The 23774-nt window shown below is 61.0% G+C and carries 21 protein-coding genes; 16 read left to right on the top strand and 5 right to left on the bottom strand.

What is annotated here, in order from left to right; all coding sequences use genetic code 11:
* Window positions 1-61 precede the first annotated feature (61 nt).
* The 6 genes from G4923_RS01570 (at window position 62) to G4923_RS01545 (ending at window position 10162) form a co-directional block, all read left to right on the top strand.
* Window positions 62-751: a capsule biosynthesis GfcC D2 domain-containing protein gene (locus tag G4923_RS01570; protein WP_163135183.1), complete on the top strand. Its 690-nt coding sequence runs from the start codon at window positions 62-64 to the stop codon at window positions 749-751.
* The gene (locus tag G4923_RS01565; protein ID WP_163135181.1) at window positions 748-2832 is read left to right on the top strand and encodes a YjbH domain-containing protein; all 2085 of its coding nucleotides are present in this window, start codon (window positions 748-750) and stop codon (window positions 2830-2832) included. The genes G4923_RS01570 and G4923_RS01565 overlap by 4 nt, the downstream gene beginning before the upstream one ends.
* An 86-nt stretch (window positions 2833-2918) precedes the next feature.
* Entirely contained in the window at window positions 2919-4646 is a 1728-nt protein-coding gene (locus tag G4923_RS01560; protein ID WP_163135179.1) for a PglL family O-oligosaccharyltransferase, read from the top strand.
* A gap of 177 nt (window positions 4647-4823) precedes the next feature.
* Entirely contained in the window at window positions 4824-5276 is a 453-nt protein-coding gene (locus G4923_RS01555; RefSeq protein WP_139751828.1) for a glycine zipper 2TM domain-containing protein, read from the top strand.
* A 172-nt stretch (window positions 5277-5448) separates the two neighbouring features.
* Window positions 5449-6102: a YceH family protein gene (locus G4923_RS01550; RefSeq protein ID WP_163135177.1), complete on the top strand. Its 654-nt coding sequence runs from the start codon at window positions 5449-5451 to the stop codon at window positions 6100-6102.
* Between the two features lie 217 nt (window positions 6103-6319).
* Complete coding sequence (locus tag G4923_RS01545) at window positions 6320-10162, top strand: DEAD/DEAH box helicase (protein WP_163135175.1); 3843 nt, start codon at window positions 6320-6322, stop codon at window positions 10160-10162.
* 119 nt (window positions 10163-10281) lie between these two features.
* On the opposite strand, the gene G4923_RS01540 is transcribed toward G4923_RS01545, so the two are convergent.
* Entirely contained in the window at window positions 10282-11175 is an 894-nt protein-coding gene (locus G4923_RS01540; protein WP_163135173.1) for a DNA replication terminus site-binding protein, read from the bottom strand.
* 523 nt (window positions 11176-11698) lie between these two features.
* Between G4923_RS01540 and G4923_RS01535 the strand changes: the two genes are divergently transcribed.
* From G4923_RS01535 to G4923_RS01505, 7 genes are all read left to right on the top strand, one after another.
* Entirely contained in the window at window positions 11699-11908 is a 210-nt protein-coding gene (locus G4923_RS01535) for a DUF1127 domain-containing protein (protein ID WP_005331430.1), read from the top strand.
* Window positions 11909-12181: 273 nt separating this feature from the next.
* On the top strand, window positions 12182-13198 hold the full coding sequence (gene astE, locus G4923_RS01530) for a succinylglutamate desuccinylase (RefSeq protein WP_111910133.1): 1017 nt from the start codon (window positions 12182-12184) through the stop codon (window positions 13196-13198).
* 261 nt (window positions 13199-13459) lie between these two features.
* The gene (gene pdhA / locus G4923_RS01525) at window positions 13460-14557 is read left to right on the top strand and encodes a pyruvate dehydrogenase (acetyl-transferring) E1 component subunit alpha (protein ID WP_163135171.1); all 1098 of its coding nucleotides are present in this window, start codon (window positions 13460-13462) and stop codon (window positions 14555-14557) included.
* A 68-nt stretch (window positions 14558-14625) separates the two neighbouring features.
* Window positions 14626-15612, top strand: coding sequence for an alpha-ketoacid dehydrogenase subunit beta (locus G4923_RS01520; RefSeq protein WP_163135169.1), 987 nt, complete (start codon window positions 14626-14628; stop codon window positions 15610-15612).
* Between the two features lie 94 nt (window positions 15613-15706).
* Window positions 15707-16807, top strand: a complete 1101-nt coding sequence (locus tag G4923_RS01515; protein WP_139744487.1) for a dihydrolipoamide acetyltransferase family protein — start codon at window positions 15707-15709, stop codon at window positions 16805-16807.
* Window positions 16808-17012: 205 nt separating this feature from the next.
* On the top strand, window positions 17013-17222 hold the full coding sequence (locus G4923_RS01510) for a cold-shock protein (RefSeq protein ID WP_005331438.1): 210 nt from the start codon (window positions 17013-17015) through the stop codon (window positions 17220-17222).
* 95 nt (window positions 17223-17317) lie between these two features.
* Window positions 17318-17614, top strand: coding sequence for a hypothetical protein (locus G4923_RS01505; protein ID WP_163135410.1), 297 nt, complete (start codon window positions 17318-17320; stop codon window positions 17612-17614).
* On the opposite strand, the gene G4923_RS01500 is transcribed toward G4923_RS01505, so the two are convergent.
* Window positions 17601-17849 carry a TIGR02647 family protein gene (locus tag G4923_RS01500; protein WP_025327553.1) on the bottom strand — a complete coding sequence of 83 codons (249 nt, stop codon included), beginning with the start codon at window positions 17847-17849 and terminating at the stop codon, window positions 17601-17603. The two genes, G4923_RS01505 and G4923_RS01500, sit on opposite strands and share 14 nt — an antisense overlap.
* 248 nt (window positions 17850-18097) lie before the next feature.
* Between G4923_RS01500 and G4923_RS01495 the strand changes: the two genes are divergently transcribed.
* Entirely contained in the window at window positions 18098-18655 is a 558-nt protein-coding gene (locus tag G4923_RS01495) for a hypothetical protein (protein ID WP_042649464.1), read from the top strand.
* A 94-nt stretch (window positions 18656-18749) separates the two neighbouring features.
* Window positions 18750-19142, top strand: coding sequence for a DUF2750 domain-containing protein (locus tag G4923_RS01490; RefSeq protein WP_005331447.1), 393 nt, complete (start codon window positions 18750-18752; stop codon window positions 19140-19142).
* 86 nt (window positions 19143-19228) lie between these two features.
* On the opposite strand, the gene G4923_RS01485 is transcribed toward G4923_RS01490, so the two are convergent.
* Together G4923_RS01485 and G4923_RS01480 are read right to left on the bottom strand one after the other, a co-directional pair.
* Complete coding sequence (locus tag G4923_RS01485) at window positions 19229-21034, bottom strand: extracellular solute-binding protein (RefSeq protein ID WP_205596953.1); 1806 nt, start codon at window positions 21032-21034, stop codon at window positions 19229-19231.
* A gap of 137 nt (window positions 21035-21171) precedes the next feature.
* Entirely contained in the window at window positions 21172-22065 is an 894-nt protein-coding gene (locus G4923_RS01480) for an EamA family transporter (RefSeq protein WP_163135165.1), read from the bottom strand.
* Window positions 22066-22280: 215 nt separating this feature from the next.
* Between G4923_RS01480 and G4923_RS01475 the strand changes: the two genes are divergently transcribed.
* Window positions 22281-22469 (top strand): hypothetical protein, encoded by a 189-nt coding sequence (locus tag G4923_RS01475; RefSeq protein ID WP_005331455.1) that lies wholly within the window; start codon window positions 22281-22283, stop codon window positions 22467-22469.
* Here G4923_RS01475 and G4923_RS01470 read toward each other — a convergent pair.
* Complete coding sequence (locus tag G4923_RS01470; RefSeq protein WP_163135163.1) at window positions 22466-23653, bottom strand: HD-GYP domain-containing protein; 1188 nt, start codon at window positions 23651-23653, stop codon at window positions 22466-22468. The two genes, G4923_RS01475 and G4923_RS01470, sit on opposite strands and share 4 nt — an antisense overlap.
* Between the last annotated feature and the right edge of the window lie 121 nt (window positions 23654-23774).

Genomic DNA, 23774 nt, shown 5'->3' with positions numbered 1-23774 from the left:
AATAATATATAGCATATTGCTCGCCACCTTGGGGCCTTCCCCCGTTATGGCTGATGTGTCCGTGTCTATTTGGTGGCAAGGTCAGCCGAGAGAAGCACTGACTCATTCCCAGTCCATGCTGTTGAGTGAGGCATTGTTAGACCCCGTGGTCTCACAGTACGATAACTATTGGCCTGTCACGCATATATCTACGCCTGCGCGTCAAAAGGATATTGAGTATCAACAGCAAGCCTTGCTGAAAGATCTCACCTTGTTGGCAACGTACTGGCAACAGCATGAGGAAGATGAACTCGCTCATTCCGCTTTACAGTTGCACCAACAATTACAGAAATTGCATTTGACGGGGCGTTTCGAATTGCCTGTGGATCCGGATATCAGCCTGGTACCTTCAGGCGTCAATCCCGTATTGCAAGGGGATTATCAGCTCTATCTGGCCCCTCGTCGCCCGCAAATTTATCTGGCCGGTTTGATCGGTCACCCTGGCGAAGGCCCCGTTTTGCCTGCAGCAGGGTTGCGAGAGTATTGGAAGAAGCTGGATCTCTTGTCGGGAAGTGATGACACCGGTGCTTATCTGATTGCACCCAGTGGAAAACCTGAATGGATCCCCGTTGCTATTTGGAATGAACGCCATGTCGAAGCCATGCCGGGAGCAACCTTGTTTGTCGGTTTTGCGCCAAGTGTGCTGCCTGAGCAGTATCAAGACTTGAATAAACGCATGTTGACGTTGTTAGCGAATCGGATGCCCAAATGACCTACCCAAGACTCTCACTGATTGCCCTGCTGGTATCCTTTGCAACCCACGCCGATGCTGACATTTTTGAGCCGTTGGGACCATCACAAAGTGACTTCGGCGGAGTTGGCCTGTTGCAAATGCCAACCGCCAGAATGGCTAAGACGGGTGAATTCAGTGTCAATTATTTTGATGATGATCAGTACCGTCGCTGGTCCATGTCAGTGCAGCCGTTCGACTGGCTTGAGGCCACGCTGCGTTATACCGATGTGAGAACCCGCCTCTATAGTGCAAACCCCGATTTCAGTGGTGACCAGACTTACAAAGACAAAGGAATGGATGTCAAAGTCAGGTTGCTGGAAGAGTCTACCTGGATTCCGAATATTTCTCTGGGATTCCGTGACCTGATGGGAACGGGATTGTTTGACAGCGAGTATGTTGTTGGCAGCAAACGTGTTGGCCCGTTTGACTTCACCCTTGGCATGGGCTGGGGGAATATGGGAGAGAGCGGAAATATCACTAATCCTTTTTGCGAGTGGAAGGATGATTGGTGCTCCCGCGATGGTAGTTATTCCAGTGGTGGTGGTAAGTTTGAAACTGGGAATATGTTTCATGGCAATGCTGCATTGTTTGGTGGTGTGGAATACCAAACGCCTTGGCAGCCACTTAGGTTAAAATTGGAATATGATGGTAATGATTATAGTAATGAATTTGCCGGGAAAATAGACCATTCATCACCCATCAATATAGGTGCTGTTTATCGCCTGTTTGATTATATGGACACTCATCTTAGTTATCAGAGAGGAAACACTCTGATGTGGGGTGTCACTCTTCGTACCAATTTTAATGATCTACGCCAGAATCATTTGGATGAACCACGCCCTGTATATTCAGAGAATAAGGTCCCAGCTGATACCTCTAAGGTCGATTGGTCAGGAATGGCGGGGCAGTTTGAAAGCAATGCTGGTTGGAATTCGGCATCACTTTATAGTGGACAGAATACTGTAACCTTGCTGGGACAACAGCATAAATACAGAGACCAGCAAGAAGCTCTCGACCGTACGGCTTTGGTTGCGGTTAACCATCTGCCTGAGACTATCGACGAATTGAGAGTCATCGAACGCCAGCGTGACTTCCAGCTGCAAGAGACAGTGATTGATCTTGATTCTGTACGAAAGGCTAACCAGCCCCAGATCCTTGGGCAGGAGACGGTGGCAGTAGATCATCAAAAAGTGCCAGACCCTGTTCAGGGGGATGTTCGCTACCAATCTGAACCAGAGTGGTTCTCTTATTCATTTGATCCTACCCTGACCCAATCTTTCGGTGGTCCTGAATCATTTTATATGTATCAGATCGGTATCAATGCCAATAGCGAGCTGCGCCTTACTGATAAAGACTGGCTACAGGGTACGTTGTTCTTCAATATCGCTAATAACTACGACAAATTTAATTACAAGACACCACCAGCAGACACTGATGCACTGCCGAGAGTGCGAACCTGGGTGAGAGAGTATGTCGACTCGTCCAATGTCCTGCTGAATAATCTCCAGTTAACCCATATGGAGCAATTTGGTCAGGAGTGGTATGGCCAGGCATACGGTGGATATCTGGAAATGATGTACGCCGGGGTCGGGGGAGAGGTGCTTTATCGTCCTTTCGGTCAGTCATGGGCTCTGGGGCTGGATACTAACTGGGTCAAGCAGCGTGATTGGAACAATACCCTGAAGATGGCTGACTACGATGTCGCAACAGGTCACCTGACTGGCTATTGGCAGTTGCCTTTCATGGACAATGTCACCGCCAAGGTAGCTGTCGGACGCTATCTGGCTGGTGACCTGGGTGCCACTTTTGATTTCTCCAAGCGCTTTGACTCCGGGATTGTGATGGGTGCATACGCAACTTTGACGGATGTTTCGGCCGAAGAGTATGGGGAAGGCAGTTTCACCAAAGGCATTTACATCACGATTCCCTTTGATCTCATGTTGATTCGCCCCACCACATCCAAAGGAACCATTGGGTGGGTTCCTCTGACAAGAGATGGGGGGCAAATGCTCAGCCGTAGTCATACCTTGTATGACATGACTGAACGCCTGCCGTTGTAAATCCTTTCTCGGTATTGATTCGCTAGTCTGATGAGCCGTGATAGTGTTTTCACTGTCACGGCTTTTTTATGCATGATGAGGCATAGATGGGAAGAGAGTGCAGTTTGGTTCATAAGGTTTTTTGGGGAACATCGGTCTTGTACTGGCTGCTGGGCATGCACTTTTTCATGCACAACCCGGGCGGGGCCGGGCTCTATCTGCCCTTCAACGCCTGGGGCTGGATATTCGCGAGCCTGGTGATGGCGCTGGGACTGTGGCAGGTCACCCTCAGCCAGCGGCTGGTGGTCTCGCCGCTGCTGACGGTCCTGTGGCTGGGGGCCTTGCTGCTGCTGCTGCCCATGGCCTATCCGGGCTTCGAGCTCAAGGATTACGCTATCCCCCGCCTGTTGGGGCTGTTTGCCGGCCTGCTGTTTCTCGCTTGTCTCTATCAATGGCGACTGGACCGTCAGATGCGGGATCGGCTGCTCTACCTGCTGCTGGGGGCGGTGGCCATAGAGGCGTTGCTCGGCCTAGTGCAGTACTACCTGCTGGTACCGGGCAACTGGATAGGCTACGACACCCGGACCAATCGCCCTTACGGCATCTTCCAGCAACCCAACGTGATGGCGACCTTTATGGCGACCGGGCTTGCCTTGGCGATCTGGCTTCAGATGCGGGGGCACGCCAACCACTGGCTCAAGGGGCTGCGTCATGCCGTGATCCTGGCGACCGCCTTGCTGCTGGTGGTACTGCAGTCCCGGGTGGGCCAATTGGGCGGGGCCTTGGCTCTGATCCTGCTGCTGCCGCAGTTGCATCGCGAGCGGCAGCTGGGCCGGGTGTTGGGGCTGGTTGGGCTGGGCATAGCGCTCGGGCTGGCATCCCAGTACTGGATGGCGGGGGCCAGGCGGGGGCTGGAGATATATCAGTCCGGAGGCATGAGATCCATCTACTGGCCTTATGCCGCCAAGCTTATCGCCGAGGTGCCCTGGAGCGGCTGGGGCTATGGCAGTTTCGAGTCCGTGTTCCTCCAGCATTACATGGCGGACAAGGCGCTCAATCCCGCCATGGTGCAGATCGAGTACAACCTGGATCACCCCCACAACGAGTTTCTCTACTGGGCGGTGGAAGGGGGGCTCGCCCCCATGCTCGGCATGGCGCTGATGGGCGGGGCTCTGCTGTGGCGACTGGGTAGGGCTGGCTGGGTGAAGGGGGCAGCCTTGCTGGCGCTGGTGATCCCCATACTGCTGCACACCCAGACCGAGTATCCCTTCTACCACGCCATCGCCCTGTGGTGGGCGCTGCTGCTGCTCATCCATGTGCTGGATGCGGAAGTGGAGGAGGGGGGAACGGCTGGCCACGCCAACTGGCGGGAGTATGTCTACCGCCCCTGGCTCTTACTGCGTTTCCTGGCCATTGGCATTCCCCTGATCGTCGTCCCCTTCATGCTGACGGCTCTGCATACCGCCTGGGTGGTGACCAAGTATGAGCGCGGCGGCTACAAGCAGCCTGCGTTGCTGCTCGACATCGTCAACCCCATGGCCTGGCTGACCCGGGTGGAGTTCGACGTCAACGCGGTGCGCCTGATGGTGGGCTTGCAGGCCAACAACAAGGCAGAACTGGAAGCCTATCTCGACTGGGGGCAGGCGTTCGTGCGTCATACCCCCAGGGCCAACATCTACGCCAACATGGTGATTGCCCTCAATGCGCTGGGGCGGACCGAAGAGGCCAGCCGCCTGCTCACCCAGGCGCTGATGCTCTATCCGGGTGAGCCCTTGCTCACCGCCTCGGCGGCCAAGTCGGTCGCCGCGACCCTGGAGCCCAAGCCCTCCTCATGAGCGGGCCGGGCACCGCTTTCCCTTCTCCCATCACGGCCGCCTTGCGGCCGTGATCATTTCCACCTCAGGCAAGCTCACAGTCAGGATCGGCGGTGTAGTCTCCCGAATGGGGATGGCGGGACCGCGCAGGTGCGGTGCCGGCGCCATCGGGTCTCAGTCGTCATCGGAGTCGACATAGTGAAGAAGATTGCATTCATGGTTACCAGCCTGCTCATTCTGATGGGCACACCGGCCCTGGCAGGCACCAGCGCCCAGGTGGAATACGGCACGGTGCAAGAGAGCCGCATCCTGACCCAGGAGGCGGCGCCCCAGCAAGGCGGAACCCGGCCACTTCGCACCATAGGGGCCGCGGCCCTGGGGGCGGCCGTCGGCAGCCAATTTGGTGGTGGCTCGGGTCAGACAGTCGCCACCACTGTGGGGGCAGTGGCGGGGGCCGAGGCTTCCCGTCGCCGTCAGGGCAACCAGCAGAGCGTGCAGGGCAAGCAGACGGTCGAGCTGCTGATCAAGACCGAGGCGGGAAAACTGCTCAACGTCGTGCAGGATCAGGAGCCCGCGCTCACGTTCAACAAGGGGGACAAGGTGCGCATCCTGACCACGGGAACGGATACCCGGGTCGACAAGTCCGTCTAGGGGGGTTGCCTGGCGGTATGATGCCAGGGGCTAGCCCCCTGGTTGCGGCCGGATTGTACGATGTTTCATCAAGGGTTTCATCGGCTCGCAAAAATGCGGTTCAGTGCTGGACGGCGAGAGCACCTTGGCTAAGATAACCGTCTTAACGTCTTGTTTGGCAAGGGAGTATGAAATGGAGATAGTACTAGGCCCATTAGAGGCTCGCGTGATCGGCTGCCTGATAGAGAAAGAGATCTGCACGCCGGATCAGTACCCTCTCTCTCTCAATGCACTGGTCAATGCCTGCAACCAGAAGAGCAACCGCGAACCCGTGCTCGAGCTCGCCGAGCTGGATATCCGCGCCGTCATCGACGAGCTGATCCGCCGCCGTCTGGTGGTCAACACCGCCGGCTTCAATGCCCGGGTGCCCCGCTATCAGCACCGTTTCTGCAACACCGAGTTCGGTGAACTGAAGTTCAGCGCCCAGGAGCTCGGCATTATCTGCGAGCTCTTGCTGCGGGGCCCCCAGACCCCGGGCGAGCTGCGCTCGCGCACCAACCGGCTGTGCAGCTTCGACGATGTGACCGAGGTGGATGCGGTGCTGGCCGCGCTGGTCGAGCGGGGCCCCTATGTGGTCAAGCTGCCCCGGGAGCCGGGCAAGCGGGAATCCCGCTATGCCCACCTGTTTGGTGGCGAGATCGATCTGGAAGCCCTGGCCGAGGCCGCCCCCGCCAGCAGCTATGCCTCTCCTGCCGCCGATCGCCTGAGCCAGCTGGAAGAGGAAGTTGAGCGCCTCAAGTCGCAGTTGCAGGCCCTTGCGGCCCGTCTGGCGCACCTGGAAGGCTGAATTCAGCGAGTTTGCTTACCCCATCAAGAGGCGCTGCGGCGCCTTTTTTCATGCCCCGTTGGCCGCCCGCAGAGCGCCTCGCAGAGGATGGTCCGACGGCCCCCTGTCCCCGCTTTTATGAGCCTGGCCGCTTTTTTTGTACTAATTCGCGGTTAAGGGTCGAGCCGCCGCCGCTTTCCCGTTAAAATTCCGCCTTTGCACCTGCCCGCGAGTTCTGATGTCAGCCTTCACCCTCTCTTCGGATTGCCATGCCCTGCTCAGCGAGCTGCAACTGCAGCGCGCCGCCAGTACCCGTTATTTGCAAGATACGCTGTACGCGCAGCGCTCGCCCGGGCAGGCGCTGACGGACGCGCTGAACCAGTTGCAGCAACAGGGACTGATACGGCTGCGCAACGAGCAACAGTGGAGCCTGACGGCGGAGGGCACCCTGACCCTGATCCTGGCGGTGCGGGGAGGCGCCTGCCCCATGCCAGACTGGACCCGGGTCCCCTCGGTCACGGGTCAGGAGATGGCACAAGGGGTGGTGCGCGAACTCTGCCTGGGGGAGGCGGGGCAGATCCCCGCCTACTACCAGAGCGCGGATCTCTTGAGCCTGCTGGACCTGCCCGATGCCCACCGCCTGCTGCCGGGCTCAAGCCCCGCCTGGCAACAACTGTTGCTGGAACACTTCGCCCTGCAGACCCTGCTTGATGCCGAGCCCGAAGCGCACTGGCCGCTGGCGTCCGTGACCGCGGCCTGCGCCCCTGCGCTGGCAAGCCGGCTTGAGGCGCTGGCCAGCGAGTGGGACTGGCTCTGCGGCCCGCTGGCCGGCGAGGTGACCACTCACTGGCCGGCCCTGCAGCAACTGGCCGAGCGGGGGGATGAACAGCCCCTGGCGGAGCGGCTGCTCGGCGCACTGGGACAGTGGCAGGCCGCGGCGGCGCAAGAGCCCTGGCCCAGGATGTTCAGCGCCCTGCTCTGGCTTGGCTGGCTGCAGCAGGCCGATCCCGTGCTCGCCAGCGAGCAGCGCAAGAAGTGGCAACGCAGCCTTGGCAACCATTTCCCCCTGCTTTCGGATCTGTTGGGACAGTGGGCCGGTGATCGCCACGGTCAGGCGATAGGCCTGTTCGATACCCTGCAACTGCCGCTGGAGGAGCTCCACTGGGGCTACCTCTGGCTGGATCTCTGCGCCCTCGCGCGCCACGGCGAGCAGAGCCCCCAGGTGGCCATACTGCACAAGTGGGATCTCTCCCATGTGTTGGAGGCCGAGCCCCGTCATCGCCTGATGGCCTTCTGCCAGGATCTGTTGCGCCTCTTGCTGGGAGAGGGGGCCGAGCGCCCCCCGTTGCAGCAACTGCGTGCCACCCCGGCCCCCGAGGCGGCCAGCGACGCAGAGGACGAGGACAAGACCCCCGCCTCGGCCAGCTGGCTCAACTGGCTGCAGGGGCTGGGGCGCTCCAGCGGCGTGCGCAAGGCGCAGGAGCGGCTGGTATGGTTGCTCCATGCGGAAGGGCCCGAGCTCGAGTGCAAGATCCAGAAGCAGAGCACCAAGGGGGAGTGGACCGCCGGGCGCCGGGTCGATCCTGCCCTGCTCTCCACCCAGTATGCCGCCCTGCTCGACGAAGCGGACTGGGCCCTGGTGCGCACGCTGCCAAGGGGCATGAGCAAGCTGCCGCGGGATGCCTGGGCTCCCCTGGCCAGCCATCCACGTCTGTTCAACGCCAAGGGGCAGAAGCTGCAACTGGCCATCAGCGCCCCCTTGCTGCAGGTGGTCGCCACCGAGCATGGCATGAGCGCCGTTTTGAGCCCGGCCGCCGCGGCGCGAGGGGCGCACATAGTGCCGCTTGCCCAGGATCTGTGGCAGCTCATCCTGACCCCGCAGGCCCTGCTGGACAGACTGCCTGCGCTGGAATCCATTCCGCTGCTGCCAGCGGATGGGCTCGCCGAGCTGCAACGCACCCTGGACGCCATTCCCGAGCTGCCCTGGCACAGCCAGGTCGAGGGGCTCAGTGGCAATGCCGAACTGACCCCCTGGCCCGGAGTGCCCTCGGTCCAGCTGGACTGGCAGGATGGTCAGCTGCTGGTCCAGCTGGTGACCCGGGAGGGGGAGCTGCCGCCGTTGCCCCTTGGCAAGGGGGAGGCCATAGTGCGCCAGGGCGTCAGGGACTATCACTACTGGCAACGGGATCTGGCTGCCGAGAAGGCCGAGGCCCAGTTGCTGCGCAACCAGCTGCCCATCGGCCTGCCGGGCAACGAATGGAAGCTGGACGGTGAGCAGGCACTGACCCTGGTCAATGCGCTGCCCGAGCTGGTGGACGCCGGAGTGGTCGTTCACTGGCATCAGGACAGCGCCCGTCTCAAGAGCCTCGATGAGGCGGCCCTGAGCCTGCGCATCGAGCGTCGCCAGGACTGGTTCCAGGTGGAGGGGGCGCTGGCGCTGGACGAGCACCAGATCCTCGATCTGCGCCTCATCCTGCGCCAGCTGACCCCGGGCCAGCGCACCGTTCAGCTCGACGAGAAGACCAGCCTGATGCTGAGCGACAAGCTGGTGGAGCGCCTCACCATGCTGGGGGCCATGCTGGACACCGAGCAGCGCATCAATAACAAGCTGGCCTATCCCCTGGCTCGCCTGTTGTCGGCGGTAACCACGGCCGGGGATGATGCCTGGCACTCCCTGCAGCAGGAGTGGCAGCAGGAGGTGGAGTGTGCCCCCGAGCTCTTGACGGCGCTGCGGGACTATCAGAAGGACGGGGTGCGCTGGATGGCGACCCTGGCCCACCATGGCTTTGGCGCCTGTCTCGCCGATGACATGGGTCTTGGCAAGACGCTGCAGGCGCTGATGGTGCTGCGCATGCGCCAGCACCTCGGCCCCGCTCTGGTAGTGGTGCCCAAGTCCGTGGTCACCAACTGGCAGGAGGAGGTGACCCGGTTCGCCCCCGAGCTGGAGGTGGTGGTGTTCGAGAATCCCGCCGAGCGGGAGACCCTGATCCAGGAGGCCAAGGCGGGCCAGATCATCCTGGTCAACTACGGCATGCTCGGCAGTCTGGCCCAGTCCCTCAAGTCCCGCCGCTGGGCGAGCATGGTGCTGGACGAGGCGCAGCAGATCAAGAATGCCGGCACCCAGCGTGCCAAGCTGCTGTTCCAGCTCGAGGGGGATTTTCGCCTGGCCCTCTCCGGCACCCCCATCGAGAACCATCTGGGTGAGCTGTGGAGCCTGTTCACCTTCATCAACCCGGGCCTGCTCGGCAGCCTCGGCGAGTTCAAGCGTCGCTTCGGCAAGGCGGTCAAGGATCCCCAGCACATGGCGCTGCTGCGGGCGGTGATCAGCCCCTTCATCCTGCGCCGCCTCAAGCAGCAGGTGCTGACCGAGCTGCCGGACAAGACCGAGATCATCCACCACATCAGTCTCTCCCCCGAGGAACGTCAGCTCTACGAGGCGACCAGACGCGAGGTGGTCCAGCAGGTGCAAAGCGCCGATGGCCGCGCCCTGATGCACGTGCTGAGCGGCCTGACCCGCTTGCGGCGGCTCTGCTGCTCCCCCGAGCTGGTGATGCCGGAGTGGTCCCAGACCAGCAGCAAGCTGGACGAGGCCATGGCGCTCCTGGAGGAAGCCATCGATGGCGGCCACCGGGTGCTGGTGTTCAGCCAGTTCGTCGATCTGCTGAGCCTGTTGCGAGCCCGCATCGAGCTCAAAAAATGGGACTACTGCTATCTGGACGGGGGCTGCTCCGCCAAGTCCCGCCAGGAGTCCATACTGCGTTTTCGTCATGAACCGGTTCCCCTGTTCCTCATCAGCCTCAAGGCGGGGGGCACAGGCCTCAACCTGACCCAGGCCGATACAGTGTTGCACCTGGATCCCTGGTGGAACCCGGCGGTGGAGGATCAGGCGAGCGATCGGGCGCACCGCATGGGCCAGACCCAGCCGGTGACAGTCTATCGACTGGTGTGCGAGCAGACGGTGGAGGAGAAGATAGTGGCGCTGCACGACGAGAAGCGGGCCCTGGCCGATGGCCTGCTGAGCGGCCAGTCCGAGGTGCGCGGCCTGGACGTGGAGAGCCTGCGTGCCCTGCTGATGAGCTAGGAGAGGTGCAGCCTGCCTGTATACGAGAGGGGGATGGTCCTGGTGACCATCCCCCTTCTCTGTTTCAGGGGCTTATTGCCCGCGTCTGGGGCCCCTCTCATGGGTACGGTTAAGAGGCGCTAGCCCTGATAGCGATAGAGGTGCAGCCGCTCTATGATGGCCTCGCCGCCAATCTTGCGATCCCGCCGCGCCTGGCGCAGCTTGGGTGGATAGTGACCGAGGTGGGTGACGCTGGGCGGGTTGTCCGAGCAGAGCAGCAGGGGCAGGCTCGCCTTGAGCTGCTGCTTGCGGGGCTCCCTGTCCTGCCAGAGCAGGTTGATCATGGGGTGGGTCTTGACCGGTCGGCGGATCCGCAGCTGCGCATCCGCGGGCAGGCGGCGAATGTCATACACCTCCTGATCCACCATCTTGCTCCACTCCTCGTTGCTGGAGAGCGCCGGTACATAGCGGCGGCTGCGCTCCAGCATCTCCAGCACCTGCTCGCGGCTGATGCGGCTGATGCTCTGCTTGTCGGCCCAGGTGAAACCAAGGGAATGCAGCTCTCCGGTGAGCAGGGTCAGCTTGCGATAGACCTGCAGGGTGATGACCCCGGGCAGTGCGCTGTGCACCAGCTCGAACTTCTCGTCTCGCCCGCCGGCGGCCTGCACCAGGGCCTTGAAGGCGAGCTTGTGGCCGTTGATCTCGTCGAGCAGTGGGTGCAGCAAGGGGGCGCTGGCGGCGGGGAAGCGCAACCAGCCAGGCAGGCGGTGAGTCGCCTTGGTGGAGCAGCCGGGGCGGGCGCTGTGATCCTGAAAGGCCGTCAAGGCCGCGGCCAGTGCCGCCTCGTCCGAGAGATAACCCACCTCTATGGCCTCGATGGGATCATGCTCTTCCCCTTGCGGTACGGCGGGCAGGGGATAGACATGGGCCTCCAGCAACTCGAGCTGGCCGAGCTGTCTGGCGAGACGGGCAAGGGCGTCTTCCAGCGCGTCCATCTGTTGACGCAGGGCGGCGGTGGGGGTAAAGGTGTCCATCGGCATATCCTGTGTGTTCCCTCAATCCGTCGCCCTAAAGGCGGCGATCAGGGGGTATGATTAAACTACTGTATAAATAACCATACCAGCATGACGGAAAGGCGCCAAGTGCCGCCTTTCAAGTGCCGTCCGGGGGCGGCAGCCGTGGCCGCCTTTCGGGGGTTGCCTGTCTGTATCATCCTGTTAAATAACGATCTTTAAGTGATCCAATGGTTAACAATTGGCGGTGCGGCAGGGGGGATCGCGTTCTGCCTCGAACTCGGGCTCTGCATAGCTAACGTGGGAAACTGCATAGTTAGAAGCCGATGGGGCAGGAGAAAATGCTGCACGGCTGGGGGAGGGAATATCTGGTCAGGATTTTACATATAAATCAATCAGTTGTATTTTACCCCATGGCGAGATCAACCATTACTTTTACTAATCTCATGTATCAAAATTCGTCAATTGAGGCGCCTCCTCGCCCTGACTAAGCTTTGCGCATCAAATCCGAGCCTTGCGCAGAACTAGAGAGAGGAGCCATATCATGGCCAACATGACTTATACCGAAGCCGGTTACCAGGATTCCAGCGAATCGAATCTGGTTGCTCGCGTCAAGATGACCGTCCTGACCTGGCTGGAACGCAGCCGCAGCCGTCGCCAGCTCTCCGAGCTGCCCGCCTACCTGCTCAAGGACATCGGTCTGAACGAAGCTGACCGCTATCAAGAGACCACCAAGCCGTTCTGGCGTGGTTGATATACCAGGCATGGATGCCTCGTTTTCTTGCTGATCTGAACTGCTCCGCCTGATGTTTTTCGCCCTCAAACGGGCCTGACTCTTACCTTGTTACCGCTTCCTGTCATTTCCCCTTGTCTGTTTTTCCTTCTGTTTGCCCCCTGTGGCACGAGTTGTCATCATCCCTCGCCAACTTTGTATCCTTACTGTTTGAATTTGTTTAAAAATTGATTTTAAGCCCGCCTGCCTTGCGTATAATCCGGCCATAGCATTCCAGACAAGAGGGTGAGATGGATGATTCCCCAGCATGACTTTTTGGCCCTGACCCGCCGCCATGAGTGGCAGCTTGAGCCCTTTGCCTTCGACCTGGCCAACGGCACCCGGGTGAGCGTGTGGGACACCGGCGTGCTCTGCCTGGAGCCCATGGGTGAGTCGCCTGGCGGGCGCAAGGACATAGTGCTCTCCTGCGGCATTCACGGTAACGAGACTGCCCCCATCGAGATCTGCAACCAGTTGCTGACCCGGTTGCTCGGCGGGGAGCTTCAGGCCCGCCACCGGGTGCTCTTCCTCTTTGGCAACCCGGCCGCCATGAATCAGGGCGCGCGCGAGGTGGAGGAGAACATGAACCGGCTCTTCTCTGGAGCCCACAGCAAGGGGGAGGGGCTGTGCAACAGGGAGCGCATTCGCGCCATGCGCCTGGAGCAGTATGTGAGCCGCTTCTTCGCCGATCCCGCCCGGCCCCGTTATCACTACGATCTGCACACCGCCATTCGCGGCTCCCGCCACGAGAAGTTTGCGGTCTACCCCTTCCCCCACGAGCGGCCGCACTGCAAGGAGCAGGTGCAGTTCCTCGGGGCCTGCGGGGTGCGCACCATACTGCTCTCGAGCGGCCCGACCACCACCTTCAGCTATTACAGCTCGCATCAGCATGGCGCCCATGCCTTCACGGTGGAGCTCGGCAAGGTGCGCCCCTTTGGCGAGAACGACATGACCCGCTTCATCGAGGCGCGTCAGGCGTTGCAGGAGTTGGTGACCCAGGATGAGGTGGTGCTTGAGCCCTGGCGGGCGGATGACTTCACGATTTTTGCCATCGATCGGGTGATCAACAAGCAAACGGCCGCGTTTCGTTTCCTGTTTGCCAGCGATGTGGACAATTTCACCGAATTTCCCCAGGGGTTTGTGCTGGCGGAAGACGGGGATCGGCAGTACAGGGTAGAGAAAGCGCGGGAGGCGGTGGTCTTCCCCAATGCCAACGTGGCCATCGGCCAGCGGACCATGCTGCTGGTGGTGCCGACCCGTCTGTGGGAGTGATCTGAGCCTATCTTTTCACGTCAACCCTGCGCCCCAGGCGGCGTGGCCAGGATGGACGTGATCCCGAACTCGCCCTGACAGGGAGCCCGAAAGGGCTCCCTTCTTCGTTTCTGCTCGCCGAAAATCTCATCTTCTTTCTGAAATTAAAGAAGTTTCTACTGGTCTTACCTGACTGAATCACCTTGTCCTTTGATTAACATATTATTTACATTCTAAGGGTCACCTCATGGTGGTGACGCTGACAACGGCAAGGAGCCAGTTATGACCCATGTCGACATCCCCTTCCTTCGTTACCTCGATGAGGAGGGGCGCCCGGTCGCGACACTGCCGACCTGGCTGGACAAGGCGATGCTGCACACCTTCTACCGCAACATGGTGATGGTGCGCAGTTACGACAAGAAAGCGATAGCACTGCAGCGAACCGGCAAGCTCGGCACCTTTCCCTCCCATCTGGGGGCTGAGGCGGTGGGGATTGGGGTCGGTCTCGCCATGCGGCCGGAGGATGTCTATGTACCCTACTACAGGGACATGCCCACCCTCTATGTGCGGGGCGTGCCCATGGAGCAGAACCTGCAATATTGGGGCGGGGATGAGCGGGGCAGTGTCTTCTACAAGGCCGATGGCGAGTTGTCGGAAGACTTGCCCATCTGCGTCCCCATCGCCACCCAGATCACCCATGCCGCCGGCATAGCTGCCGCCTTCAAGCTGCGCAACCAGCCCAGGGTCGCCGTGGTGACCATAGGCGATGGCGGCACCTCCAAGGGAGATTTTCTCGAGGGGCTCAACTGCGCCGGCGTCTGGCACCTCCCCATGGTGATGATCATCAACAACAACCAGTGGGCCATCTCGGTGCCGCGCAAGCTGCAGTCGAGCGCACCGACCCTGGCCCAGAAGGGGATAGGGGCCGGAGTTCGCAGCCTGCAGGTCGACGGCAACGACGTGGTGGCCGTCTATGAGGCGACCCGCGTCGCCATGGAGCGGGCCCGCAGCGGCAAGGGGCCGACGCTTATCGAAGCCGTCAGCTACCGGCTCGGGGATCACACCACTGCCGATGACGCGACCCGCTATCGCGAGGCCGCCGAGGTGGAAGCCGCCTGGGCCAAGGAGCCGGTCAAGCGGCTGCGCCAGTTCATGGCCGATCAGGGCTGGTGGGACGAGCATCAGGAGCAGGCGTTGCTGGCGGAGGCGAGCCGGGAGATCGAGCGTGCCGTGGCAGCCTATGAAGGCATGGCGCCGCAGGCGCCGGAAACCCTGCTCGATTACCAGTTTGCCGAGCTGCCGAGGGAGTACCGTGCCCAGCGTCAGCGCATCATCGCCAAGGGCATGCAGCAGCGCGGCGGGGAGACACGCCATGAGTGACATGACACTGCGCGATGCGATTCACCTGACATTGCATCACGAGATGGTTCTGGGTCCGGGGAGGCTGCATGAGTGAAATAACGCTGCTCGAAGCGATCAATCTGGCGCTGCATCATGAGATGGAGCGAGACCCTGACGTGGTGGTGCTCGGCGAGGATGTGGGGGTCAACGGCGGGGTGTTTCGCGCCACCGTGGGCCTGCGCGACAAGTTCGGCTTCAAGCGGGTGATAGACACCCCGCTCGCCGAGGGGCTGATCGCCGGGGTGGCGGTCGGCATGGCCACCCAGGGACTCAAGCCCGTGGCCGAGTTCCAGTTCCAGGGCTTCATCTTCCCCGGCATGGAGCAGATCATCTGCCAGGCGGCGCGGATGCGCAATCGCACCCGTGGTCGGCTCTCCTGTCCTCTCGTCTACCGCTCTCCCTATGGCGCCGGCATCCATTCGCCGGAGCACCACAGCGAGAGCGTGGAGGCGTTGTTCGCCCATATTCCCGGGCTGCGAGTGGTGATCCCCTCCAGCCCCAAGCGCGCGTATGGTCTGCTGCTCTCCGCCATCCGCGACCCGGATCCCGTGATGTTCTTCGAGCCGGATCGCATCTACCGCTCCATGAAGTCGGACGTGGTGGATGACGGCGTCGGCCTGCCGCTGGATGTCTGCTTCACCCTGAGGCCCGGACGGGATCTCACCGTGGTCGCCTGGGGGGCCTGCATCCAGGAGGTGATGAGAGCCGCCGCCCTGCTGGCGGAGCAGGACATCCAGTGTGAAGTGCTGGATCTTGCCACCATCAAGCCGCTGGACATGGAGAGCATCCTGGCCTCGGTGCGCAAGACCGGGCGTCTGCTGGTGGTGCACGAGGCGTGCGGCAGTTTCGGGGTGGGCGCCGAAATAGTGGCGCGGGTCACCGAGGAGGCGTTGACCTCCCTCAAGGCGCCGCCAAGAAGGCTCACCGGGGTGGATGCCGCCGTTCCCTACTATCGCAACGAGGAGTATTACCTCATCACCGAGCAGGATATCGCGGATGCGGCTCACCAACTGATGGAGAACAAGTGGCTATGACGTTTCTCAACTGTTGGCGCCCAGGCGCCCGAGCAAGGAAGAGCCATGAAGTCGGTCAACCTTTGGTGATGTTCCCGCGGATGGAGAACTGGTCATGAAATTTTTCAAATTACCGGATCTGGGCGAAGGCTTGGCCGAGGCCGAGATAGTCGAATGGAAGGTCAGTGCCGGCGACACCGTGAGTGTCGATCAGGTGCTGCTGTCGGTGGAAACTGCCAAGGCACTGGTGGATGTGCCCTCGCCGGTGGCGGGGGTGATCGCCAGGCTGTGCGGCCAGGAGGGAGACATACTCCACATCGGCGCCCCCCTGGTGGAGTTTGAGGGGGGTGAGGACGACGGCACCGTGGTGGGCAAGGTCAGCGCCCATCAACAGCACATCGAGGATCACTTCGTAGTGGGTGCCATGGCGCCCGGTGGCGCCCTGGTGCAGGCCATGCCGGCGGTGCGTCTGTTGGCGCAAAAGTTGGGGCTGGACATCGACAGACTCAAAGGCACTGGCAGTGCCGGCATGGTGACCGAGCAGGATGTGCAGAGCGCCTTCGAAGCGTTGCAGAGCAGCGGCAACGAGTTCCTCAAGGGCTCGCGCCGGGCCATGGCCAAGGCGATGGAGCACTCCCATCAGACTGTGGTGCCGGTCAGCATCACCGACGAGGTGGACCTGCGTCACTGGCGGGCAGACGAAGACGTGACGGTGCGCCTCATCAAGGCCATCGGGGTGGCCTGTCGTGCCGAGCCCTCCATGAATGCCTGGTTTGACGGTGATACCCTGTCGAGGAGGCTGTTCAAGGAAGTCAACGTGGCCATTGCCGTCGACTCCAAACACGGGCTCTATGTGCCGGTGATGGAGAACGTGGCCGAGCGGGAGAGGGCGGACATTCGGCACGGGCTTGATCGGATGATCGCCGATGTGAAGGCGCGCGCCGTGCCGCGGGAGATGTTGCAGGGGGCGACCATCACCCTCACCAACTTCGGCGCCATTGCAGGCCGTTATGCCAGTCCTATCGTCACGCCACCCCAGGTGGCCATCATAGGGGCGGGCAAGCTGTTCGAAAAAGTGGTCTTCATCCATGGGGAGGCACGACCGGTCCGGGCACTGCCCTTGTCGATGACATTTGACCACCGAGCCTGTACCGGCGGAGAGGCGGCGCGCTTCCTCAAAGCCCTGGTTCAGGCACTGGAAGCGGCGGATGCGTAAGTGATTGCACCCTGCCCCCGGCGGGGTGCAAATTTGGTTGCGTAATCGACAAAGGCACGTATAATCTAAACCAGCTTGAAAGGGCGTTAGTTATGTCAATGAATATGATGTTTTGCATCTTTTCCTGTTGTTCATAAGTTAATCCCGTTTTTGAGCTTTATCCGCTGAAAAGCATAAGTAATTATTTTGAATACAGGTTAAAGATATGTCTAACATGATCACCGGTACCGTTAAGTTTTTCAACGAAACCAAAGGTTTTGGCTTCATCCAGCAAGAAAACGGCCCGGACGTTTTCGTTCACTTCAGCGCTATCAGCGGTAACGGTTTCCGTACCCTGGCTGAAGGTCAGCGCGTACAGTTCTCCGTGACCCAAGGTCAGAAAGGCCCGCAGGCTGAGAACGTAACTGCTCTGTAATTCTTACAGAATTTAAGAAAGCCGTGGTACCTCTGGTGCCACGGCTTTTTGTTTTATGGCATATTCATAAGTCACCTTTGCCAATGACCATCATCATGCTCCCATCACTCTTGTTGACCATGGCGCTTGCCAATACTCCCGTGCCGGATCCCGCGGCAAACGAGGCCGTGACAGTGTGCCAGCAATTCGTGCAGGTCCGTTTGGGCAAGGCTGAGCAGCCCGAGGAGATCAAGGCACAGCCTGTCCCGAAGCGGGCGGGGGAGTGGTTGATCGATGGCAAGGTAAAAGGACCCGAAGGTCCTTTGTTGTTTGCTTGTCTTCTGCGGCAGGGAAAGCGCTGGGAATTGCTCAACTTCTCGCTCTGGGCGCCGCAGGAACTCAATTCGGCTTGAGCGCCACCAGCAGGTGTTGAAGATGCTCCAGCATGGTCATGCCGAAGGGGGTCAGATAGCCACCATCGACGGCACTGATCATGCCTTGTTGATGCAGACGCTGCGCCGCGAGGCACAACTCTTCAGACATGTCGCTGCGTAACTTGATCCCCAGACTCATGTTTGCCGGATCAAAGCATGCCAGTATTTTCAGCTCATTCACAAAATCGTCAGAAACCTGGTCGATCCCACTCATGGATGCACTCCTTACGCTAAAGATGTATGCAAACTAGCATTCCCGGTTTGACTTTAGTGGGCGCTGGCTCAAAGTATTGGGCTTTGTCTGGGCCGGGGTTGCCCGAACGCTGCTTTTTTGGCCGGAAGCGTCATGCCCCGGCTGGTTGGACGAGCAGAGTCCGCGTGCCGGCAAACATGGTAGAATAGTCTCTCTTTTGTCCCCCTGGCCAGGTATGAACCCAGGTCTTCCAGCTCAAGGCGCGTCTCATGATCACTGTCACACTGGTATCTCTGCTGCACACCCTAGGTCCCCGCTTTCCTGTTTATGCACCTTCCTTGTTGCTCCCCTTGCTCGATGAGCATCAGGGGGATCTCTGGCTGCCATCCATCAAGGGGGCAGATGTCACCGCCCTGCGCCAACATGCCAAGGGGCACGAGGCGCAGAGTCTGGCCCCTCTGGCGGCAGGATGGTGCGATTTCGGGGCTGGCGGCCAGGGTGAGACTCCCGAGCTGGACGCGCTGGCGAGTTATGACGAAGAGATGCTGGACAACCTGCTGATGTACTGGCACAGCCCTGGCAAGATCAACAGCCCGATCACCGATAACCTGTTCGAGCTGCGCCGTGGGGTGGTGGATGAAGCCCATGGCTCCAAGCTGGCGGTCGCCTGGGAGCAGCAGCAGCAGAGACGCTTCGAGCAGATCATGGCAGGGGCTTGGGCCGGTCGGGATCAGCTCTGCTTCGTGGAGGTGGAGTCCGCCTACTGGCTGCGCCAGCGTTTCTGCGAGACGGCGGAGATCACCCTGGTGACCCCGGTGCTGGGCTGAGATAGCCGAAACAGGAGTGACTGAGCACTCTTGCTGGACAAGGCGCCAGCAAGATGTGAACATGTCGCCCTTTATTGAATGAGAGACTTGACCAATGAGCTATGAACTTAGCGACACCGAGCGCAATGCCGCGCTGCAACTGAACGCCGACTACCGCTTTGATCACTTCATCAGCAAGCTGGTCGAGCACGAAGAGCTGTTTGTTCTGACCGACGAGCACGGCGTCATGATGCTGACCACCGAAGACGAAGACTGCATCCCGGTCTGGCCGCATCCGGAATACGCCAAGGCGTGGGCCGAAGGCGAGTGGGCAGATTGCAAGCCGCAGTCCATCACCCTCAAGGTGTGGCTGGATCGCTGGGTCGACGGCATGGAGCAGGACGAGCTCTGCGTGGCCGTGTTCCCGACCCCGGAGCAGGAAGGCATAGTGCTGGATCCGGCCGACGTGGCCGACGCCATCGCGCAAAAGCAGGCCAAGCGCGGCTAAGTCCCGCCCAGGCGCTGCTGCCACAAAAAAGACCCCGCCACAGTGCGGGGTCTTTTGTTTGTGTCGAGCCAGAGCGTGGAGAGGGCTCAGGGCTTTTGATAGCGGGTGTCGATCAGGGTGACGGGAGGGAAGGTCTTGCCCTGCTTGATGGCGGCTTTCGTCTCCGCTTTCAGCTCCTCGTCAATCCAGAACAGGCCGCCGAAGCTGTAGCCCGAGTTGGCGCCATCCAGGGGCCAGTAGAGCAGATCGCTCTGGGGGGTTGCCGGGATCTTGGGCAGTTTTATCCAGCGCCAGGCGCCTGCCCGGGTATAGGGGACCTGATAGGCAGGGACGAAGCTGGCCAGCTCATAGAGCCGCTGCTGGATCTGCCGTGAGAGCTCGGCCTTCTTGCCGAAGTCGAAGGCCTTGTCATATTGCTCCACCAGGGCCGAGATGGCGTCGTCATCGAGGTTCATGATGTTGTTGGTCTGGGGCTTGTTGGCGTTGACCTTGTGGAAGTGCTCCCAGTAGGCGGGATAGCGGCCACTGCTCCAGGCCATCCAGGCGCTCTGATGCTTCTTCTCCAGCATGGATTTGAAGCCGGCGGAGGCATCCATCAGGTTCAGCTCCAGATTGAGGCCCGCCTTCTTCGCCTCTTCCCGCAGCAGGGTCAGGCGCTGGGCATGCTCGGCCGTGGTGTAGGTGATGCTGAGGGAGAGGGGCTGGCCCCTGTCGTTTTGCAAGATGCCATCCGGCCCCGTCTTGGTGAAGCCCGCCTTGGCGAAGTAGTCCCGTGCGATCTTGGGATCGAAGGGGCGTGCCTTGATGTCGGTGTTGGTGAAGGCCCCCTGGCCCGAGCCGTAGCTGTTGAGGCGCTGGTAGTCTCCCCGCAGCAGGGTGGCGATCATCTTGTCGAGGGTGAGGGCGTACTGGATGCCGAGCCGCACATTGAGATCCTTGAGCAGGGGGTCTGCTGTGTTGAGGTAAAGCCCCATGGGGGACTGCGGGGTCTGGTTGTAGAACCAGAGCCGTTCGATATAGCCCTTCTCGAATTCGGCTGTCTTGCTCTTGTCGTGCCACCAGTTGGGCATCACCAGCGGGAAGCTGTCGAGATCGCCACGCAGGAAGTGCTGCCAGGCGATGTTCTGATCCCTGAGCACCTTGATCTCTATCCGGTCCGGGTTGAAGCGGTGCTGGAAGTAGCGCTCCCCGTCACCCCACCAATCCTTGACCCGGTTGAAGGTGACCGACTTGCCCTTCTTCAGCTCGCCAATCTGGTAGGCACCGGTGACCGGCAGCACCTTCCAGTTGTACTCCTTGACCCAGTTGGCCGTGAGCTGGATGGCATGGCTCGGCTCCGGGCTGAACGGCAGGGATTCCAGCAAATCCTCCCGGCTCTTCTCGGTGCCGCTGGTGATGGCGAGGGTGTGATCGTCGAACCTGGTCACCTCGCTTATCTGGGTGCTGTAGTAGTTGTTGTACCAGGGATCGTTGATCTCCTTGCTGCGCATCATCTTGAGGGTAAAGAGCCAGTCATCGGCGGTGACTGGCTGGCCGTCCGACCAGCGTGCCCTGGGGTTGAGGCGAAAATAGAGGGTCTTGTGATCGGCGCCGAAGGCCCACTGGTTGGCCAGCATGGGGATGGGATTGCCGGTCACCGGATGGGTGGCGAGCAGGGGCAGATTGGTTTCACGGACGTAACCGGCGAAGCTGCCGTTGGAGTCAGGCCCGTACTTGCGCAAGGTGAGCGGGAAGCTCGACATGAAGTCACGGAAGGTGCCGCCCCGTTTGGCCTGTGGATCGGCATAGACGGGGTCTGTGTCGTTGCTCTCCCACTTGAGATCCGCCGGCAGGGTGGCGCTCCAGCCGAAGGCGCTCCAGCAGAGGGGGAGCATCATGGCCGCGACCCGCATGACACGCGGCAAAGTGGGGATGACCGAGGGTGAACTGTGCAGCATGTCCTTGCTCTCCTGATGGTTGGCGTCCGGCCGGGGTCAAGCTGTGAGGCCCGTGAGGGCCTGATCCATCATGGGAAGTTTCCCCATCGAGGTCAATGTTCGGCTTGTGCCTTGAACAGCCTCATTTTTCCGCCCAGCAGATGGACCACGAAGCCGAGCAGCACCAGGCCCGAGCCCAGCCACTGCAGGGTCGTGGGGTGCTCATCGAGCAGCAGGGCGGCCGCCACCATGCCGACGCAGGGCACCAGCAGGGAGAGTGGCGCCACCTGGGCCACCGGATAGCGCATCAGCAGCCGCCCCCAGAGGCCGTAGCCAAGCCAGGTGGCGACCAGCGACAGATAGAGCACGCACAAGAGCCCCTGCCAGCTGAAGTTGAGCAGGCTGGTGGCAATGACATCGGGCCCCTCGAACAGCCAGGAGAGCGCGAAGAAGGGCACTATGGGCACCAGGCCGCCCCAGGCGATGAGGCTGGGTAATGAGGTCTGATAGCGCAGCCCAATCTGGCGATTGATGACGTTGCCAAGGCCCCAGCAGGCGGCGGCGCACAGGGTCAGCACGAAGCCGAGCAGGGTCAGGTTGCCCTCGCCGTTGGTGGCGATGAGATAGAGGCCGGCCCCCGCCAGCGGCAGCGCCACCCAGTGGTGGGGCTGCCAACGCTCTCCCAGCCAGATCATGGCGAACAGCAGGGTGAACACCACCTGGGATTGCAGCACCAGGGAGGCCATGCCCGCCGGCATGCCGAACTTCATGGCACAGAACAGGAAGGCAAACTGCCCCAGGCTGATGGCACCGCCATAGGCCAGCAGCCAGCGCCAGGGCATGGCGGGTCTGGGCACCAGCAAGATGGCGGGGAAGACAACGCCGACGAAGCGCAGCGCCCCCAGCAGCAGCGGCGGTATGCCCTCCAGCCCCCATTTGATCGCCACGAAGTTGAGTCCCCAGCAGAGAATGACCAGGGCGGCCAGACACTTGTCCTTGGCTTGCATACAGCGTCCTTGTGTGAGAAGCAGAGCCATGAGATGGCGCCGGAAGGGAACGAGCATACCCTCGATGGGGTGGTCGGCGTCAAGCCGCAAGCTGGGTGGCGTGCGATCGCGCCGGGTGGTTCGGGAGGAGAGGGCGGCATGTCGGGGGAGGACTAAGCTAGTAGGAGAGCGCCCGATGTGACGGGCGGGTTTCTATGGCTGACTGGAGGTGTACCATGAGCGACCATACCCTGCTGCCCCATGGTGAGGATCTGCGCCGCGCCGTACGCTGGCTCAGCGAACACCATGAACACGACATCCGGGCCATCGAAGAGGCCTGCGTCCGCTTCGATCTCTCCCCGCTGGATGAGGAGTTCCTCCTCCGCTATTGCCGCGAGCAGGCACCTGAGTCCCAGGCTCGCTAGACGAAGTTGGCCAGGTTGATGCCAAACTCCTTGGGATCGACCGTGTTCTCTATGCTCTCCTGCCCCCCGTTTCTGGCGAGATCCAGCCACTGCACTTCTAGGTAGTGGCGCTGGGTGGCGTGATAGATCACCTTGACCACCGGCTTGAGCGGTTGCTGTTCGTTGCGTTGCATCACGACCGCCAGCCGCTGGTTGGAGAGCTGCACCAGGGTGCCCACCGGATAGACCCCCATGCACTTGATGAACTTGGTGACCAGCTCGGCATCAAAGTGCTGATCGATGCCTTTGAGCAGGATGCGAAACGCCTGGGTCGGCTGCATCCCCTGCTTGTAGACCCTGTCTGCCGTCACCGCATCGTAGACATCGACGATGCCGCTCATGCGGGTATAGAGGGATAGCTGTTCCCCCTTGAGCCGCTGGGGATAGCCGGTGCCATCGAGGCGCTCGTGGTGGTTGGCGGCCACCTCCAGCATGGTGGGGGTGATGCCGGCGGTATTGCTGAGGATGTCGTAGCTGTGCACCACGTGCTGACGCATCACGCCAAACTCCTCGTCGGTCAGCTTGCCCGGCTTGTTGAGCACCTCGTCCGGAGTCATGATCTTGCCCACGTCGTGGAGCAGGCCGCCCAGGGTCAGCTCCTTGAGCACGTTGCGCTCAAGCCCGAGATAGCGGCCGAAGTTCGCCAGCAGTATGGCCACGTTCATGGAGTGTTCCATCAGGTAGGCATCCTTGGCCCGGATCCGCGCCAGACAGAGCATGGCGTCGCCATGGGTGAACATGGTGTCCACCATCTCCTCGGCGACCGCCGCCAGCGGGGTGATGTCGATGGGTTCCCCGGCCTTGAGGTGGCGAATGAACTTGCCCTGCAGCTCGCGCGCCTCCTGATAGAGACGGCGGATCTTGAGCTCGCGCCCTTCGCCACTGCCTGCTGGACGCGCCGAGCCGGCGCTGTGGGCCGGGCTCGGGGAGACGACCTGCTCTATCCCGGGCAGCTTGCTGCGGGCGAGATCCACCCGCACCGTCAGCACGCCGCGCCGGATCAGCGCATCCACCTGCTGACGGTTGGTCACCAGCCCCGTCTGGGCGATTTCCATGGCGCCGGTCTGGCTGGCGATGGCTAGCACGTACATGCCAGGTTGCAACTGGTTGACGGGGATGACGGGATGAGGCTGAGTCGGCTTCATGGTGGCTTCCTGGGATTATTATTATGCGTGGTGTCGGCGCTCTGTCGGCAGTCTATCACTGGCACATCATGGCGTCAGGCGCCATCTACCTAACTTCTCCCTTAGTGCTGGCGTTGTGGGG

Origin of the sequence: Aeromonas rivipollensis (assembly GCF_010974825.1) — a bacterium.
Taxonomy (GTDB): domain Bacteria; phylum Pseudomonadota; class Gammaproteobacteria; order Enterobacterales; family Aeromonadaceae; genus Aeromonas; species Aeromonas rivipollensis.
Note: the sequence above shows the minus strand (reverse complement) of the source record. Positions and strands in the feature narration are given on the sequence as shown.